Raw genomic sequence first — 17,994 nt, forward strand, 5'->3', positions numbered from 1 at the left:
CCATAGCTGTCACGCACCACCGAGAAGGCGGCGACCGAGGTGGCGCAGGCGCCGAAGCCCTGCAGCACCCGGGCCAGCATCAATTCGCCGAGGCTGGCGGCAAAACCGGCCCCCAGTGCGCTCAGGCCATAGAGCAGCACGCCGCCCAGCGCGATGGGCTTGCGACCGTAGCGATCGGCCAGCGGGCCAACAAGCAGTTGCCCCAGCCCCATGCTGAACAGGAACCAGGTGATGGTGCCCTGCATCAGCGTCACTTCGGCGCCCAGCTGCTCGGCCATCTGCGGAATGGCGGGCAGGTAGATGTCGATAGCCAGCGGACTGAACAGCACCAGTAGTACGAGTAAAAGTATCAATGGCATCTGTCACCTCTTTAGTCAGCCAGGTTAATGAATTGGGGCGCGAGTCTACTGACTCACAGTAATGAATAGAAATGGTATTTAATCACTTTGGTTATTCCATTATGGAAACATGTATTAAAAAGCTGGTTATTCGATGGCTTCCAATCACTCGCAACCCCATCACAGCGGGTGTAATTGACGCTTTTACTAAACGCTTGCGCCGCATAGAATGCGCTGATTATTTTTGCGGAGGTGCTCGATGAACAAGCTTGTCCTGGCAACAGGTAACCAGAAAAAGGTGAAGGAGTTGGCCACCATGTTGGCCGACATGAAGATCCAGGTGATCCCGCAGAGCGAGTTTGCTGTCTCCGATGCTGACGAGACCGGCACCACCTTCGTTGAAAACGCCATCATCAAGGCGCGCCACGCCGCCCGCATCACCGGCCTGCCCGCCGTTGCCGATGACTCCGGTCTGGAAGTGGATCTGCTGCAAGGCCGTCCCGGGGTCTACTCCGCCCGCTTTGCCGGTCAGGGTGCCGGTGACAAGGCCAATATCGAGAAGCTGCTGGCTGAGCTCAAAGGTGCACCCGATTACCTCAAGAGCGCACGATTCTGGTGTGTGCTGGTCTATATGCGCCACGCCGACGATCCCACCCCCATCATCTGTCAGGCGAGCTGGGAAGGGATGATCATCGACGAGCAGCGCGGTCAGCATGGCTTTGGCTATGACCCCGTCTTCTTCGTGCCGGATCACGACTGCACCGCCGCCCAGATGCCGGCCGAGCTGAAAAACCAGCTGAGCCACCGTGCCCAGGCGCTGGCCAAACTGAAAGCGGCGCTGGCGGCTCACTGAGTTAAGCCTCCACCGCCCATCGCATATTGTCATCTACAATGGGGGCCTTGAGCCCCCGTTTTATTGGAACGTCCATGCTGCAATTGCCGCCTCTCTCCCTTTATATCCACGTGCCCTGGTGTGTCCAGAAGTGCCCCTATTGTGACTTCAACTCCCATGCCCAGAAGGGGGAGTTGCCCCATCTCGAGTATGTGGCGGCCCTGCTGGAGGATCTCGAGCAGGATCTGAAGTGGGCGCAGGGACGACCGCTCTCCTCCATCTTCATCGGTGGCGGCACCCCCAGCCTGCTGACGGTGGAGGCGATGCAAACCCTGCTGGACGGGGTGCGTGCTCGCATTCCACTGACTGCGAATTGCGAGATCACCATGGAGGCCAACCCGGGCACGGTGGAGGCGGACAAGTTCGCCGGTTTCCAGCGTGCCGGCATCAACCGCATCTCCATCGGGGTACAGAGCTTCCAGCAGGAGAAGCTGACCCGTCTCGGCCGCATTCACGGCCCGGAAGAGGCGCGCAAGGCTGCCGCACTGGCCCACGCCATCAAGTTGCCCACCTTCAATCTGGATCTGATGCACGGTCTGCCGGATCAGAGTCTGGATGATGCCCTTTACGACCTGCAGCAGGCTATTGACTGCGCCCCGCCGCATCTCTCCTGGTATCAGTTGACCATAGAGCCGAACACGGCCTTTGCCTCCAAGCCGCCCAAACTGCCGGAAGATGACACCCTGTGGGATATCTACGAGCAGGGCCACGCCATGCTGACCGCCAGTGGTTATCGCCAGTACGAGATCTCGGCTTACGCCAAAGAGGGCTATCAGTGCCATCACAACCTCAACTACTGGCGTTTCGGCGACTATCTGGGGATTGGCTGTGGCGCCCACGGCAAGGTGACCGATCTCGCAAACCAACAGATCCTGCGTACCGCCAAGGTGAAGCATCCGAAAGGGTATCTGGATCCAGGTCGTCCCTATCTGGACGAGCAGTGGCAGGTGACGGCGGACGATCTGCCGCTCGAATACTTTATGAACCGCTTCCGGCTGTTCGAACCGGCCCCCAAGGCGGAGTTCGAGGCATACACAGGTCTGGAGCTGGAGCGGGTGGAGACGGTACTCGCCATCGCCCAGAGCAAGGATCTGATCGAGGATCTGGGGGAGAGCTGGCAGCTCACCTCCCTCGGCCATCGTTACCTTAACGTGCTGCTCGAACTCTTTATGGATGAGTAAGCGGCCTGTTGAGGTGCGCTTTTGAGGCGGTGAGTTGGCGTTGCCAAATCGCTTCTTCTGTCAAAACAATCAGGGCGCCAATGGCGCCCTGATTGTTTATGGTCGGTAGAAACCCGCTCAGCAGCAGACGCGGATCATCTGCTGTTGGCCGGGCTCCCACCGCTTGCCAAATTTGGCCTTGCGCTGGTAACTCCCCTTGCCCTTCTTGTTGCGCTCGACCCGGCTGCGAAACAGGGGATCAGAGAGCAGGGCGTGCAGATGGTTATCCTTTATCTCGCCGCGCTGATGGGCATAGTTGCCCCCTTGCGCATGCTCCTCATGGGGGAGGGCGGGTTGGTCGACCCGGATCTTGGCCATGACGGCTCCTCTCTTGCTCTTGGTGTGCTGACTCTTGTCACTGGATGGCGGTTTTCGCTACGGGCGCCTGTTCAGATGAGTGCCCGGCAACCGGATCTATTGGCTCCGGTTAAAAACGCGGCGATTTTGTCACCAAATTGCCGCGGGAGCAATGACCCGGCTGGTGCCGTCAGCCGTGAACCGGGTCATGCTCATCGTGGCCGTGATGCTCGTGATGAGCTGGTGCTCCTGACTCCAGCGTTTCCAGAATGGCGCAGTGCTCCGCCGAGCGGGGGCCGCCGCAGCAGATGTTGGAAAGCTCGCGCAGGTTGTCGCGAAAGCGGGTCAGTTCGATGATCTTCTGCTCCACTTGGGCCAGCTTGGTGTCGGCTACTGCTTTCACCTCCTGACAGGTGACCTTGGCCTTGTTGGTATCGAGATCGAGCAGCTCGCCGATATCGGCAAGGGAGAAGCCCACCGACTTGGCGCGAATGATGAACTCCAGTCGCCGCTTGTCCTGTTCGCTGTAGAGGCGGTAGCCGGATTCGTTGCGGATCCCCGGCGAGATGAGCCCGTTCTTCTCGTAAAAACGCAGGGTATCCGCCTTGACCCCGCACGCCTTGGCCAGTTCACCGATCCGGTACATGCCCTTTTCTCCCGTTGGATATGCGACTCAACAAAACCGGAACCCACTATCACCCCTTTGCCGGGCGATTGCCAGCCAAGGGCATAAAAGGGGCAGACAAAAGTTGGTTTGGCCGCTCTTTTGCCATAAAACCCTTAAATGGTAAACGTTTGGCAAAAATCAAGCGGCAAACGTTTAACGCCGCGCCACACAAGGGTTTTGCTATTTAAAAAATCCACCACCCGTCACATTTTTTGTGTAGAATACGCGCCCATAAGAGAGCGCCGCACCAAGCGGGCATTTCTTAAAGCACTTTCGCCGTTGTCAGGCCTGTGGCGAGAGTGGTTTGCGAAATCCCCCCACTTCCATTTATTTGGGGACTCTCTGTGTTGAGCCTCGCCTCCCATGGAACGGTCCCCGTTATGTTGAGGACGATAGTGTGATGGAACAAGCTCGACCCATTCGCCGTGCACTGCTGAGTGTGTCTGACAAAACCGGCATTCTGGAATTTGCCAAGGCACTCAACGAACGCGGCGTCGCCCTGCTCTCTACTGGCGGTACTGCCAAGTTGCTCGGCGAGGCGGGTCTGCCGGTGACCGAGGTCTCCGACTACACGGGTTTCCCTGAAATGATGGATGGTCGGGTCAAGACCCTGCATCCCAAGGTTCATGGCGGCATCCTCGGCCGTCGGGATCAGGATGACGCCATCATGGCCCAGCACGCTATCTCCCCCATCGACATGGTTGTCGTCAACCTCTATCCCTTTGCTGCGACAGTGGCCAAAGCGGGCTGCACCTTGGCTGATGCGGTCGAGAACATCGACATCGGCGGCCCGACCATGGTGCGTTCTGCCGCCAAAAACCATAAAGATGTCGCCATCGTCGTCAAAGCTGCCGACTATGATCGGGTTATTCGCGAGATGGATGCCAACGGCAACAGCCTGAAACTGGCGACCCGTTTCGACCTGGCCATCGCCGCCTTCGAGCACACCGCTGCCTACGACGGCATGATCGCCAACTACTTCGGCACCATGGTGCCCTCTTATGGCGACAACAAGGAGGGTGACGAGGAGTCCCGCTTCCCGCGCACCTTCAACAGCCAGTTCATCAAGAAGCAGGACATGCGTTACGGCGAAAACAGCCATCAGGCTGCCGCCTTCTACGCCGAAGAGTATGCCGCTCCGGGTTCTGTCTCCAGCGCTATCCAGCTGCAGGGCAAGGCGCTCTCCTACAACAACATCGCCGATACCGATGCGGCGCTGGAGTGTGTGAAGGAGTTCGACGAGCCGGCCTGCGTCATCGTCAAGCATGCCAACCCCTGCGGCGTGGCCATCGGTAACGACCTGCTGAGTGCCTACGATCGCGCTTACCAGACCGACCCCACCTCTGCCTTCGGCGGCATCATCGCCTTCAACCGTGAGCTGGATGGCGCCACTGCGGCAGCCATCGTGGCCCGCCAGTTTGTTGAGGTGATCATCGCCCCGAGCGTCAGCCAGGAGGCCCGCGATGCGGTCGCCGCCAAGCAGAACGTGCGTCTGCTCGAATGCGGTCAGTGGACTGCTCCGGCGCAAGGGTTTGACCTCAAGCGCGTCAACGGCGGCCTGTTGGTACAGGAGCGGGATCTCGGCATGGTGACGCTGGGTGACCTGACCGTGGTCAGCAAGCGCCAGCCGACCGAGGCCGAGCTGCAGGATCTGCTGTTCTGCTGGAAAGTGGCCAAGTTCGTCAAATCCAACGCCATCGTCTACGCCAAAGATGGCCAGACCATCGGCGTCGGCGCAGGCCAGATGAGCCGCGTTTATTCGGCCAAAATCGCCGGTATCAAGGCGGAGGACGAAGGGCTGACCGTGGCGGGCTCCGTGATGGCCTCCGATGCCTTCTTCCCGTTCCGCGACGGTATCGATGCTGCCGCGCAGGCCGGTATCTCCTGCGTGATCCAGCCGGGTGGCTCGATGCGCGATCAGGAAGTGATCGATGCCGCCGACGAGCACGGTATGTGCATGGTCTTCACCAACATGCGCCATTTCCGTCATTGATGGGTCAGGGGCTGCCGATGGCGGCCCTTTTGTTGTCTCTTTTCAACTGACTATTTCCACTGACTGACGGCCCGGGTGGCCGTCCAGTGACCACAAATAGAAGCGAGCGATACGATGAAAGTACTGATCATTGGCAACGGTGGCCGTGAACACGCCCTGGCCTGGAAGGCCAAACACTCCCCGCTGGTGCGTCACGTTTTTGTTGCGCCGGGCAACGCAGGCACCCAGCTTGAGCCGGGTGTCGAGAACGTCGCCATCGAGGCGACCGATATCGAAGGGTTGCTGGCCTTTGCCAAAGAGAAGCAGGTCGGCCTCACCATCGTCGGGCCGGAAGCGCCGCTGGTGAAAGGGGTGGTGGATGCCTTCCGCGCTGCCGGTCAGCCCATCTTTGGCCCGACCGCTGCCGCTGCCCAGCTGGAAGGCTCCAAGGCTTTCACCAAGGATTTCCTGGCCCGTCACGCCATTCCGACCGCCGAGTACCAGAACTTCACCGAAGTGGAGCCTGCGCTCGCCTACTTGCGTGAGAAAGGCGCCCCCATCGTCATCAAGGCCGATGGTCTGGCGGCGGGCAAGGGGGTGATTGTCGCCATGACCTTGCAGGAAGCGGAAGACGCGGTGCGCGACATGCTCTCCGGCAATGCCTTTGGCGAAGCGGGCTCCCGGGTGGTGATCGAGGAGTTTCTGGAGGGTGAAGAGGCGAGCTTCATCGTCATGGTCGATGGCGAGCACGTGCTGCCGATGGCCACCAGTCAGGATCACAAGCGGGTTGGCGACGGTGATACCGGCCTCAACACCGGCGGTATGGGGGCTTACTCCCCGGCGCCGGTAGTGACCGCCGAGGTACATCGACGCGTGATGGAGCAGGTGATCATGCCGACCGTGCGTGGTATGGCGGCCGAAGGCAATGTCTACACAGGTTTCCTCTACGCCGGTCTGATGATCGACGGCGCAGGCAATCCCAAGGTGATCGAGTTCAACTGCCGTTTCGGCGATCCCGAGACCCAGCCCATCATGTTGCGGATGCAGTCCGATCTGGTGGAGCTCTGTCTGGCCGCTTGCGCAGGCAAGCTGGATCAGAAAGAGGCCATTTATGATCCCCGCGCCGCTATCGGCGTGGTGTTGGCGGCGGGAGGCTATCCTGGCGATTACAGCACCAACCACCCCATCAGCGGCTTACCGGTGGATGAAGTGGCGGGTGAGAAGGTGTTCCATGCCGGTACCCGCCTGGAGGGCGATACCAGCCTGACCGCTGGCGGCCGCGTGTTGTGCGCCACCGCCCTCGGCCACACAGTGGCAGAAGCCCAGCTGCGTGCCTATCAGCTCGCTGGCCGCATCAAGTGGGATGGCGTCTTCTACCGCAAGGATATCGGCTGGCGCGCCATTGCTCGCGAACAGGAGTAACTGACGCACGCAAATGGCCAGCTGATTCAGACCCCGCTACGGCGGGGTTTTTTGTCCCTGTTTACCGCTTTCAACAATCTTCATGGTGCGCGTCACCGGCGTTCAATCAGTTACCAAGCGCAAACAAGCGCGGCATATCTGTCACTATTTGCCACAAAAAACAGCATTTTTCACAAACGTTTCACCATGAGTCATGGCATCATGCTGGTGATGAATTCTTGTTTGGATTCATAAGTACCCCTAACAATTCGAGCATGTCGTTATATAAGGAAATCCCATGTTGAAAACCGTCCGCCCCCTGCTGCTGCCTCTGATGTTTGGCCTGATGACCCTGCCTGCCGTGGCGGGTGATCTGGAACAGCCGATGAAGAAGATTGGCTTCAACTACAAGCAGGCCGTCAAGGCTGATGATGCAGCTACCATGGAGAAGCACATCAACGAGATGAAGGCCCAGCTGGACGTGGCCAAGCAGAAGAACATGCCGGCCGCCAAGAAAGAGAAATTCCTTGAAGGGATGAATGAGGTACAGACCGAGCTGGACGCCAGCCTGGCCGCACTCAAGGCGGGTGATGAGGCCAAGGCGCGCGAACATCTGGCCAAGGTCAACGACCTGAAGAAGGAGTACCACAAATATGCCAAGCAAAAAGGGTGAGCCCTTTCGCTGGGATCCGCTGGTTCGCCTGACCCATTGGGGCTTGGCGGCAGTCTGCATCGGCAACCTTTGGGTTAACGAAGCGGGGGAGGAGTGGCACGAGTGGCTGGGTTACGGCGCCATTGGGCTGGTCTCCTTGCGTCTGCTCTGGGGGCTTACTTTTGCCCGTGGCTACGCTCGCCTTGGTGCCCTCATCCCCAGTGGTGAGGATTTTCGCCAGCAAGCGCGCGAGATGCGTGAGCGGCAGCCTCCGGCACCGGGTCATCACGGTAGCGGCAAGCTGGCCGTGTGGGCGCTCTGGCTGGTTGTGCTGGCCACTGCTGGCAGCGGCTGGTTTCAAAATACCGAGACGGGATTTGAACTGGGGGCTGACGAGTGGCATGAGTGGTGCGTGGTGGCGCTGCAGGGACTGATTGGTCTGCACCTGCTGGCCATCGTCTTCACCTCCTGGCGTCAGCGCAGCAATCTGGTTACCCGGATGCTGCCTGCCATCGGGCGTCGCTCATCCATCCAGAGCGGCAGCAACGAGCAAACCTGAGGCTCAGCATTAGGCTCCTTGTCTCTGAGTGAGGCGCCTGATCCGGACCCTGCCCAGACCCGCCCATGGCGGGTCTTTTCTATGACCTCATCGAGCTCATCACTGGACATTACCCGGTCTGCAGATGCAAAAATGCCGCTCATGATGAGCGGCATTTTTCAATTTGGTGGCCCCTGGGGGACTTGAACCCACGACCAATCGATTATGAGTCGACTGCTCTGACCAACTGAGCTAAGGGGCCAAATTGTGCGTTTAGCGGCGTGGATTATAGGGGAAGAGGAAAGGGCAGTCTATAGGCATATCAACCACTTGGCGACTAATTGTCCAGGTCGATAGAGGGTGCAAAGCGGGTCGCAAGGGTAAATGCCAGACAAAACAAAGCCCCGCATGGCGGGGCTTTGGCAGAGCAGTTTGACACAGGGTCAGGACTATTCGTCCAGGAAGCTGCGCAGCACTTCCGAGCGGCTCGGGTGGCGCAGTTTACGCAGTGCCTTGGCTTCGATCTGACGAATACGCTCACGGGTAACGTCGAACTGTTTGCCCACTTCCTCTAGGGTGTGGTCAGTGTTCATGTCGATACCGAAACGCATCCGCAGCACCTTGGCTTCGCGGGCGGTCAGGCCAGCCAGCACTTCGCGGGTGGCGTTGCGCAGGCTTTCGCTGGTGGCTGCGTCGGCCGGCAGAGCCAGGGTGGTATCTTCGATGAAGTCGCCCAAGTGGGAATCTTCATCATCACCGATGGGCGTCTCCATGGAGATAGGCTCTTTGGCGATTTTCAGTACCTTGCGGATCTTGTCTTCCGGCATGCCCATGCGCATCGCCAGCTCTTCCGGGTTCGGTTCGCGACCCATCTCCTGCAGCATCTGACGGGAGATACGGTTGAGCTTGTTGATGGTCTCGATCATGTGTACCGGGATACGGATGGTACGTGCCTGATCCGCGATGGAGCGGGTAATGGCCTGACGGATCCACCAGGTTGCATAGGTCGAGAACTTGTAGCCACGACGGTATTCAAACTTGTCTACCGCCTTCATCAGACCGATGTTGCCTTCCTGGATGAGATCGAGGAACTGCAGACCACGGTTGGTGTATTTCTTGGCGATAGAGATAACCAGACGCAAGTTGGCCTCAACCATCTCTTTCTTCGCACGGCGGGCTTTGGCCTCACCGATGCTCATACGACGGTTGATATCCTTGATCTGGGCAATCGACAGACCGGTCTCTTCTTCAATCTGCTGCAGCTTGCCGATGGCGCGCTGAATATCCTCGTCCATTTCAACCAGACGGGGAGACCAGGCTTTGCCAGCCTGCTTCTGGTATTCGAACCAGGCAGTTTCACACTCATTGTTGGTGAAGGCCGCGACGAAGGTTTTCTTCGGCATCTTGGCCTGCTCAACGCAGAGCTTCATGATGATGCGTTCCTGCACGCGGACGCGCTCCATCATTTCACGCATGTTGTTGACCAGGCGATCGAACTGCTTGGGCATCAGGCGGAATTGGCGGAATACATCGGCCAGCTGGGCGATGGCGGCCTGGGTATCTTCGTGCGCGCGACCATTCTTCTGAATGGAGAGGCGGGTCACTTCATACTGGGCACGCAGTTCGCCGAACTTTTCACGAGCAACTTCCGGATCCGGACCGCCGTCACCGTCGTCGTCAGAGCTGTCGCCATCTTCGTCTTCGTCTTCTTCGTCTTCTTCATCTTCGTCGGCCAGATCGTCTTCGCCGAGCTCGGAACCGATATGCGTGGCGGTAGGTGCCATGTCTTCAGTTTCGTTCGGGTCAATAAAGCCAGAGATGATGTCAGAGAGACGGAGCTGCTCGGCTTCATACTTGTCGTACTGTTCGAGCAGGTAAGTAATTGCTTCAGGGTACTCGGCTACGGAGCTTTGTACCTGGTTGATACCGTCTTCGATCCGCTTGGCGATGTCGATTTCGCCTTCACGGGTCAGCAGTTCGACGGTACCCATTTCCCGCATGTACATGCGGACGGGATCGGTCGTGCGACCAATCTCAGATTCAACAGATGCCAGAGCCTGGGCCGCTGCTTCGGCAGCGTCCTCATCGGCGGTACCACCTTCAGCCATGATAAGGTCATCGGCATCCGGAGCGTTTTCAACCACTTGAATGCCCATATCGTTGATCATCTGAATGATGTCTTCGATCTGGTCTGAATCGACAATGTCTTGCGGGAGGTGATCGTTCACCTCGGCATAGGTCAGGTAGCCCTGTTCTTTACCTTTGGCAACGAGGAGTTTAAGCTGAGACTGCGGGGTTTGCTCCATAGAACTCATCCGGTTGGTGTTGCTAGGTTGCGCGTACAGTGCGCTGCTGCGCAAATAGCCAATTCTAATAGAAAACCGCCAGACATGCTATGTCTGGTTGCGGCGTCGGTCATGAGAAACCCCTGCCCGCAGTATTGTCGGGGCCAGGCGGTTATAAAAATTTTGCTTTTCATCCCGTCGATTCGGGCAACGCTATCCATATTGGGACTAATCACTCAAATATCAAGCCCCACTCTCATTTCTTTTCTCAATTTGCACCTCTCTTATCAGCATCATCAGCTCTTGGGTTTCTTCGGAGCTTAGTCCTTCCTGAGCCACTTTGGCCTGCAATTCTTCGATCCGCTGTTTCAGAAACTGGTTGATGAAGCCGACGAAAGTGTCCTGCAATTCTCCCAGAATATCCGGCTCCTGATCGAGTTTGATCTCCTCGAACAGGTCGTGCATGGCCAGCTGAGCAAGGATCTCTCCCTCCTTGGTACCACGCCAGTGTTCCAGCAGGATACCTGTGGTAATACCGGGCTGTGCCAAGATCTGCTGGTGCAGTTGCAGCAGGAACTTGATGCCCTGTACACGTAGCCCGGCCAATTCCGGCATGGGGGGAAGCTCAGCCGTTACTGCCGGATATTGCACCATGAGTGCCAGCGCACGCCGCAGTGGCGTCAGCTTGGCTGCCTTGGGTTTGTTGACCTCGGCCTTGGGCTGACTGTTGCGGGCAAAGAGCTCGGCGATGCGCTGCTTGTTCTCACCCCAGCGCATCATGCTGGAGAGGCGGGTGATCAGCCCTTCGCGGGTAAACCCTTCCGGTACGCGACGAATAAGCTCGGCGGCCTTGTTGGCCACTTCGAACTTGCCTGCCTCACCGGAGAGCGCCGCATCCCGCCCGAGACGCTCGAACATGAAGTCGGCGAATGGCTGGGCTTCATCGAGCAGGGCTTCGAAGCCCTCCTTGCCGATCTGACGTACCAGCGAGTCGGGATCCTCGCCATCGGGCAGGAACACGAACTTCAGCTCGCGGCCATCCTGCAGATGAGGGAGGGCATTATCCAGCGCGCGCCAGGCGGCTTCACGACCGGCGTTGTCACCGTCGTAGCAGCAGACTACCTCGGCGGTGGTGCGAAACAGGGTGTGGATATGGTCGCTGGTGGTCGCAGTGCCCAGTGCCGCCACTGCATAGTCGATGTCGTACTGACCGAGCGCCACCACATCCATGTAGCCTTCCACCACCAGGATCCTGCGTGGATCCTTGTGTGCCTGCTTCACTTCGTAGAGACCGAACAGCTCCCGCCCTTTATGGAAGATGGGGGTCTCCGGTGAGTTCAGGTATTTGGGGGTGCCATCACCCAGCACCCGGCCACCGAAACCGATGACCCGGCCACGCTTGTCACGGATCGGGAACATGATGCGATCGCGGAAACGATCATAACTCCCCGGGCCATTGTCACGGGTGATGAGCATGCCGCCCGAGATAAGCAACTGCTCGTGATCCCGGCTGGCACCAAAGCGGCGGCGCACCTGATCCCAATCGCTGGGTGCATAGCCAATGTTGAATCGTTTGACCACTTCACCGGTCAGGCCGCGGCCTTTGAGGTACTCCACCGCATGGGGAGCGCTCTTGAGATTGCTCTCGTAGAAGCGGGCGATCTGGTTCATCAGCTCGAACAGATCCTTGCTGACGGCGGGCTGGCTATTGGCCGAGCCGCCGATGCTCTGCTCGCGAGGTACCTGCATGCCTTGCATGCTGGCGAGCTCTTCGATGGCATCGGGAAATTCGAGACCGTCGTACTCCATGACAAAGCCGATGGCGTTGCCGTGGGCGCCACAACCGAAACAGTGGTAGAACTGCTTCTCCTGGCTGACGGTAAAAGAGGGGCTTTTTTCGTTATGAAAAGGGCAGCAAGCCTGGTAGTTCTTACCGGCTTTTTTCAGCCGCACTCGCGAGTCGATCAGCTCGACTATGTCTGTGCGTACGAGCAGATCGTCGATAAAGGATTGGGGGATCCTGCCTGCCATAACCGTCCTGTTTCATTGCGGAGAAAATAAAAAAGCCGCGCATTCCAAGGGAAGCACGGCTTCTTCGACCAAACAAGAGAGTTGCCTGTTACGCCAAGCGGGTTTTCACCTGAGCACTGACGGCGCCGACATCGGCACGCCCCTGAATTTTCGGCTTCAAGACAGCCATGACCTTGCCCATATCAGCCATGACGGCAGCACCACTTTCAGTGATGGCTTGCTCGATCAGGGCGGCAATTTCATCTGCGGTCAGCTGTTGCGGCAGGAATTCCTGCAACACAACGATCTCGGCGGACTCTTTGTCGGCGAGATCCTGGCGACCGGCAGCTTCAAATTGGCTGATGGAATCGCGGCGCTGTTTGACCATTTTGGTCACGACAGCGAGGATATCCTCATCATTTAGCTCGATACGGGTATCGACTTCACGTTGCTTGATTTCTGCCATCAACAAGCGGATCGCTCCCAGACGTGCCTTATCTTTGGCAAGCATGGCGAGCTTTTGCTGATCCTTGAGTTGATCCTTCAGAGACACGGCAATATCTCCCGATTAGTACAGGCGGATACGACGTGCGTTTTCGCGAGACAGCTTCTTGGCGTGACGCTTGACAGCAGACGCTTTGGCGCGCTTACGAATGGTAGTCGGCTTCTCGTAGAACTCACGGCTACGAACTTCGGACAGGATACCGGCTTTTTCGCAAGAACGCTTGAAACGACGCAGAGCAACGTCAAACGGCTCATTTTCACGGACTTTGATTACTGGCATGTGCCTTTCACCTCAGTGATAAATTGTTAGCTGACCTTCAATCGATCAGCATGTCTTAAAATGGTGCGAAATTATACTCTGGACAGGGAATGAAAGTAAACCCGCAGAGATCGCTCTGGTTTAAAAAACCCGCGAAGGTTACCATAGCCGTCTCATTTTAGCAGTGAAATTTTTTAGCAATGCGTGTATTGGGCATAGAGACATCCTGTGACGAAACCGGGATCGCGATCTTCGACGATCAAAAAGGGATTCTTTCCCATCAGTTATACAGCCAGGTCAAGCTGCATGCGGACTACGGTGGCGTTGTCCCCGAGCTCGCCAGCCGGGATCATGTTCGCAAGACGATCCCGTTGATCCAGGCCGCATTGCAAGAGGCGGGACTGGGCAAAGATGACATCGACGGCATCGCGTATACCGCGGGTCCGGGTCTGGTTGGCGCCATTCTGGTGGGGGCGACCATTGGCCGCTCGCTGGCGATGGCGTGGAACAAGCCGGCTATCGCCGTCCATCATATGGAAGGCCACCTGCTGGCCCCCATGCTGGAAGAGAAAGCCCCCGAGTTCCCCTTCGTGGCGCTGCTGGTCTCCGGTGGTCACTCCATGCTGGTGCGGGTTGATGGCATCGGCAGCTATCAGCTGTTGGGCGAATCCATCGATGATGCCGCTGGCGAAGCGTTCGACAAGACCGCCAAGCTGATGGGGCTGGACTATCCGGGTGGCCCGCTGCTCTCCCGTCTGGCCGAGAAGGGTACTAAGGGGCGCTTCCACTTCCCCCGTCCCATGACTGACCGTCCCGGGCTCGACATGAGCTTCTCCGGCCTCAAGACCTTCACAGCAAACACCATCGCCGCCAATGGTGATGATGAACAGACCCGCGCCGATATCGCTCGGGCGTTTGAAGATGCGGTGGTTGATACCCTGGCCATCAAGTGCCGTCGTGCTTTGAAAGAGACCGGTCTTAAGCGTCTGGTGGTCGCCGGTGGCGTCAGTGCCAACCGTCATCTGCGTGCCCAGCTGGCGGAGCTGATGGAGAGCCTCAAGGGCGAGGTGTTCTATCCGCGCACTGAATATTGCACCGATAACGGCGCCATGATCGCTTACGCCGGTATGCAGCGCCTGAAAGCAGGCGTGTTTGAGCCGCTGGTTGTTAAAGCCGTGCCGCGCTGGCCGCTGGATACCCTGGATCCGGTCTGATCCGACTGATCCCGCCTTCTGGCGTGGTGGTGAGTACCATGGTGGCCTATCGCTCCTGCAATCCGGCTGCGGTGGTTATAGCGCCGCTGGCACGCTGTTGTGGTGTCTGCTGTTGCCGTGGTTGAGCCATTCGGATAAGACGTCAGGTCTCTTGCTGCCAGACAGCCAAGCACAGAGTAAAAAGATAAAAAAATCCCCGCCAACTGGCGGGGATTTTTATTTGGCGATCGGCAGGCGATGAATTACAGCAGGATGCCGCCGAAGAAGAAGCCCAGTGCCACGGCGATGGCGATGGTGGCGGTGCCCGGTACGAAGAAGGGGTGGTTGAAGACCGCCTTACCGATACGGGTGGAGCCGGTGTCGTCCATCTCTACCGCGGCCAGCAGGGTCGGGTAGGTCGGCAGTACGAACAGGGCGCTCACGGCCGCGAAAGAGGCGATGGCGGTCAACGGGCTGACACCCAGCGCCAGAGCAGCAGGCATCAGGGCCTTGGTGGTTGCACCCTGTGAGTAGAGCAGCATGGCGGCGAAGAACAGCACCACGGCCAGCAGCCAGGAGTACTGGTTCAGCAGGTCGCCAGCGATCAGCTGGATGGTGTCCATGTTGCCTTTCACGAAGACGTTACCCAGCCAGGCCACACCCAGTACGCAGATACAGGCGGACATACCGGACTTGAAGGTCGGCATGTTGGTCACTTGAGTGGCGTCCAGTTTGCACACCAGAGTCATGATGGTGGCTGCGGCCAGCATGATGCCCATGATGGCGCCATCGCGGGGGATCGGCGGGTTGGTGATGAGGCCAACTTTACCGGAGATCGCGGTGGCATAGGCCATCACGGCCACGATGGCAGCGATGAAGATCCAGACGGACAGCTTGGCGTAGGGTTTGATTTCCAGCTGGCTGGTGCCGCGCAGCTTGATCTGGCCCTTGGCTTTACGCTCCAGATAGACTTCGTCCTGCTCCAGCGGCTTGCCCATCATGTTGGCGATGAAGGCACCCAGGATACAGGCCAGGAAGGTGGAGGGGATGCAGATGGCCAGCAGGGTCAGGTAGTCAACACCGAACGGCTCGAGCATGCCGGAGAAGGCAACCACAGCGGCAGAGATCGGGGATGCTGTGATGGCGATCTGGGAGGCAACGACCGCGATGGAGAGCGGACGGGACGGGCGGATCCCCTGCTCTTTGGCCACTTCGGCGATAACCGGCAGGGTGGAGAAGGCGGTGTGACCGGTACCGGCCAGCATGGTCATCAGATAGGTGACGACCGGGGCGGCGAAGGTGATGTATTTGGGGTTCTTGCGCAGCGCTTTTTCAGCCAGGGAGACCAGATAGTCCATCCCGCCAGCCAGTTGCATACAGGCGATGGCGCAAATGACGGACGCAATGATCATGATGACATCCCAGGGGATGTAGGTGACCAGCTGGTCGCTCGGGATCTGCACCCCGAGGCCCCAGGTCAGGACCAGAACCCCCAGACCACCGGCAAAGCCGATGCCGATGCTGCCTATCCGGGCGCCCAGATAGATAGCGGCGAGCACGACAAGTAACTCGATTCCAATCATAGCGATAACTCCATTTTTTAGTTTTTTGGTTTTTATTTGGCAAAAAGCCAATTCCCGATCGGGCTGGGGATAAAGACCAATCGGGAACTGACTTTAAATGGGCCGGGAAGATCCCGGCCCATACTCGCTTATACGGCAGCTTCGCGAGTGAAACGCTTGGCCTTGTATTGCGGGTTCATCAGGTTCTCGATGGAGAGGATCTCGTCCAGCTGCTCGGCGCTCAGCAGGCCGCGCTCCAGTACGACTTCGCGTACGTTCTTGCCGGTCTGGGCGCAGATCTTGCCAACGATGTCCCCTTCGTGGTGACCGATGAAGGGGTTCAGGTAGGTCACGATACCGATGGAGTTCAGCACGTGGTTCATGCAGATTTCCGGGTTGGCGGTGATACCTTCCACGCACTTCTCGCGCAGGGAGATACAGGCTTTTTCCATCAGACTCAGGGATTCGAACATCGCCTGACCAATTACCGGCTCCATGACGTTCAGCTGCAGCTGACCGGCTTCGGCGGCGAAGGTGATGGTGATGTCGTTACCAAATACCTTGAAGCAGGACTGGTTGACTACTTCCGGGATAACCGGGTTGACCTTGGCCGGCATGATGGAGGAACCCGCCTGCATTTCCGGCAGGTTGATCTCTTTCAGTGCAGTGCGCGGGCCGGAGGAGAGCAGACGCAGGTCGTTACAGATCTTGGAGAGCTTCATGGCCAGACGCTTGATGGCGCCGTGCAGCATGACGTAGGCGCCGCAGTCAGAGGTCGCTTCGATCAGATCTTCAGCCGGTACATAGGCACGGCCGGTGATCTCGGCCAGACGCTTGATGGCCAGCGCAGAGTACTCGGGCGGAGTGTTCAGGCCGGTACCGATGGCGGTAGCGCCCAGGTTGACTTCCAGCAGCAGCTCCTGGCAACGCTTGATGGATTTGATCTCTTCGCGCAGGGTCACGGCGAACGCGTGGAACTCCTGACCCAGGGTCATGGGCACGGCATCCTGCAGCTGGGTACGGCCCATCTTCAGGATGTTTTTGAACTCTTTCGCTTTGGCATCGAATGCCGCGATCAGGTGCTCCAGCGCATGCAGGGTCACGTCAGTGCTGTTGACCACAGCAACGCGGAAACCGGTCGGGTAGGCATCGTTGGTGGACTGGCACTTGTTGACGTGGTCGTTCGGGTTGATGACGTCGTAACGGCCTTTCTCCAGACCCATGATTTCCAGGGCGATGTTGGCCAGTACTTCGTTGGTGTTCATGTTGACGGAGGTGCCGGCACCACCCTGGTAAACGTCGACCGGGAACTGGTCGAAGCATTTGCCGGTGTTCAGCATCAGGTCGCAGGCTTCTACGATCTTGTCAGCAATTTCAGGACGGATGGTACCCAATTCACCGTTTGCCAGCGCAGCGGCTTTCTTGGTCAGCACCATACCGCGGACGAATTCCGGAACGTCAGAAATCTTCTGAGAGCTGATCTTGAAGTTCTCGACAGCGCGCAGGGTGTGCACACCGTAGTAGAGATCATTGGAAACTTCTTTGGTGCCCAGCAGGTCTTCTTCAATGCGGACGTTCTTGATGTCGCTCATTGTAATGCCTCAGAAATCAGATAAATGGAAAAATCCTCACCGAGTGGTCGCGAGTTCCTTGCGCACAGCTCATCCTGAAGCACCACACATCGAGTGGGGCGGTTGGGAGAATGACCTCCCGAAAAACTAATCAATATACTACTCCAATTGAGGTATCGGTTATTAGAGGTGGATCACTAAATTTGCGACATTTTCAAATTACTTTGAGGAAAGTACACATATGTTATGAAGTTTTTATCATGATGATTTTTATAAGTTTTTGTGACTTTTTGCTGATTTTTTAGATTGCTGATGACGTAGGAGTCAGTTGACCAACTTGAAAAAAGGGGGGCAGCCCCCATTTATTCAGGGCAGAAAGTGGTGATGATGGGGTGGCAAAATCGTCTCTGACCATCGTTGGATGGGCGCCACTTTTTCTCAATTTACCGGTGCTGGAGTGGATATGGGCAAGTTGTTTTTGTTGTTGGTGGGTCTGGTTGTGCTGGAGCTCACCGTGATGATCGAGGTCGGCTCGGTAATCGGGGCGCTGCCGACCGTCGGCTTGCTCATACTGACCGCGGTATTGGGCTCCTCGCTGGTGCGCAGTGAAGGGATCAAGACCCTGTTCAGTGC

The 17,994-nt window shown here is 57.9% G+C and carries 17 protein-coding genes and 1 tRNA gene; 8 read left to right on the forward strand and 10 right to left on the reverse strand.

Translation table 11 applies throughout. The features are described from left to right. The coding region (locus DBR30_RS15675) for an MFS transporter (RefSeq protein WP_181363600.1) at positions 1 to 359 on the reverse strand (359 nt) is incomplete at its 3' end. Between the two features lie 238 nt (positions 360 to 597). Here DBR30_RS15675 and rdgB point away from each other — a divergent pair. Further along, a complete protein-coding gene (gene rdgB / locus DBR30_RS15680) occupies positions 598 to 1,191 on the forward strand; it encodes an RdgB/HAM1 family non-canonical purine NTP pyrophosphatase (protein ID WP_108541519.1) in 594 nt (197 codons plus the stop codon). Between the two features lie 74 nt (positions 1,192 to 1,265). Further along, a complete protein-coding gene (hemW, locus tag DBR30_RS15685; RefSeq protein WP_108541520.1) occupies positions 1,266 to 2,411 on the forward strand; it encodes a radical SAM family heme chaperone HemW in 1,146 nt (381 codons plus the stop codon). Positions 2,412 to 2,528: 117 nt separating this feature from the next. Here hemW and DBR30_RS15690 read toward each other — a convergent pair whose 3' ends face one another. Both DBR30_RS15690 and zntR read right to left on the reverse strand, forming a co-directional pair. After that, positions 2,529 to 2,768 (reverse strand): alternative ribosome-rescue factor A, encoded by a 240-nt coding sequence (locus DBR30_RS15690; RefSeq protein WP_033112989.1) that lies wholly within the window; start codon positions 2,766 to 2,768, stop codon positions 2,529 to 2,531. A 169-nt stretch (positions 2,769 to 2,937) separates the two neighbouring features. After that, positions 2,938 to 3,393, reverse strand: a complete 456-nt coding sequence (gene zntR / locus DBR30_RS15695; protein WP_033112990.1) for a Zn(2+)-responsive transcriptional regulator — start codon at positions 3,391 to 3,393, stop codon at positions 2,938 to 2,940. A 421-nt stretch (positions 3,394 to 3,814) separates the two neighbouring features. On the opposite strand from zntR, the gene purH reads away from it, so the two are divergent. The 4 genes from purH to DBR30_RS15715 all read left to right on the forward strand — a co-directional run bounded on the left by purH (position 3,815) and on the right by DBR30_RS15715 (position 7,998). Next, a complete protein-coding gene (purH, locus tag DBR30_RS15700) occupies positions 3,815 to 5,407 on the forward strand; it encodes a bifunctional phosphoribosylaminoimidazolecarboxamide formyltransferase/IMP cyclohydrolase (RefSeq protein ID WP_108540965.1) in 1,593 nt (530 codons plus the stop codon). A 114-nt stretch (positions 5,408 to 5,521) separates the two neighbouring features. After that, a complete protein-coding gene (gene purD / locus DBR30_RS15705) occupies positions 5,522 to 6,808 on the forward strand; it encodes a phosphoribosylamine--glycine ligase (RefSeq protein ID WP_108588423.1) in 1,287 nt (428 codons plus the stop codon). 277 nt (positions 6,809 to 7,085) lie between these two features. After that, positions 7,086 to 7,460 (forward strand): cytochrome b562, encoded by a 375-nt coding sequence (locus DBR30_RS15710; RefSeq protein ID WP_005349056.1) that lies wholly within the window; start codon positions 7,086 to 7,088, stop codon positions 7,458 to 7,460. Further along, positions 7,441 to 7,998 carry a cytochrome b/b6 domain-containing protein gene (locus DBR30_RS15715; RefSeq protein WP_043825875.1) on the forward strand — a complete coding sequence of 186 codons (558 nt, stop codon included), beginning with the start codon at positions 7,441 to 7,443 and terminating at the stop codon, positions 7,996 to 7,998. Before DBR30_RS15710 ends, DBR30_RS15715 begins: the two co-directional genes overlap by 20 nt. A 164-nt stretch (positions 7,999 to 8,162) precedes the next feature. Here the strand turns inward: DBR30_RS15715 and DBR30_RS15720 are convergent. From DBR30_RS15720 to rpsU, 5 genes are all read right to left on the reverse strand, one after another. After that, positions 8,163 to 8,239, reverse strand: a tRNA-Ile gene (locus DBR30_RS15720). 187 nt (positions 8,240 to 8,426) lie between these two features. Next, the gene (rpoD, locus tag DBR30_RS15725; protein ID WP_263718854.1) at positions 8,427 to 10,322 is read right to left on the reverse strand and encodes an RNA polymerase sigma factor RpoD; all 1,896 of its coding nucleotides are present in this window, start codon (positions 10,320 to 10,322) and stop codon (positions 8,427 to 8,429) included. A 183-nt stretch (positions 10,323 to 10,505) separates the two neighbouring features. Continuing rightward, positions 10,506 to 12,293, reverse strand: coding sequence for a DNA primase (gene dnaG, locus DBR30_RS15730; RefSeq protein ID WP_107683753.1), 1,788 nt, complete (start codon positions 12,291 to 12,293; stop codon positions 10,506 to 10,508). Between the two features lie 88 nt (positions 12,294 to 12,381). After that, positions 12,382 to 12,825 (reverse strand): GatB/YqeY domain-containing protein, encoded by a 444-nt coding sequence (locus DBR30_RS15735; protein ID WP_005349081.1) that lies wholly within the window; start codon positions 12,823 to 12,825, stop codon positions 12,382 to 12,384. A 15-nt stretch (positions 12,826 to 12,840) separates the two neighbouring features. After that, on the reverse strand, positions 12,841 to 13,056 hold the full coding sequence (gene rpsU, locus DBR30_RS15740) for a 30S ribosomal protein S21 (protein ID WP_005309452.1): 216 nt from the start codon (positions 13,054 to 13,056) through the stop codon (positions 12,841 to 12,843). Between the two features lie 179 nt (positions 13,057 to 13,235). On the opposite strand from rpsU, the gene tsaD reads away from it, so the two are divergent. Then, positions 13,236 to 14,249 (forward strand): tRNA (adenosine(37)-N6)-threonylcarbamoyltransferase complex transferase subunit TsaD, encoded by a 1,014-nt coding sequence (gene tsaD, locus DBR30_RS15745; RefSeq protein WP_005358144.1) that lies wholly within the window; start codon positions 13,236 to 13,238, stop codon positions 14,247 to 14,249. Positions 14,250 to 14,491: 242 nt separating this feature from the next. Here tsaD and DBR30_RS15750 read toward each other — a convergent pair whose 3' ends face one another. Both DBR30_RS15750 and aspA read right to left on the reverse strand, forming a co-directional pair. Next, positions 14,492 to 15,811, reverse strand: coding sequence for an anaerobic C4-dicarboxylate transporter (locus tag DBR30_RS15750; protein ID WP_108540966.1), 1,320 nt, complete (start codon positions 15,809 to 15,811; stop codon positions 14,492 to 14,494). 128 nt (positions 15,812 to 15,939) lie between these two features. Then, complete coding sequence (gene aspA, locus DBR30_RS15755; protein ID WP_005340569.1) at positions 15,940 to 17,382, reverse strand: aspartate ammonia-lyase; 1,443 nt, start codon at positions 17,380 to 17,382, stop codon at positions 15,940 to 15,942. 442 nt (positions 17,383 to 17,824) lie between these two features. On the opposite strand from aspA, the gene DBR30_RS22335 reads away from it, so the two are divergent. Continuing rightward, a partial coding sequence (locus DBR30_RS22335; protein ID WP_258224456.1) for an FxsA family protein occupies positions 17,825 to 17,994 on the forward strand: 170 nt, incomplete at its 3' end.

This window comes from Aeromonas sp. HMWF017, from assembly GCF_003061465.1.
In the GTDB taxonomy this organism is placed as follows: Bacteria; Pseudomonadota; Gammaproteobacteria; order Enterobacterales; family Aeromonadaceae; genus Aeromonas; species Aeromonas veronii.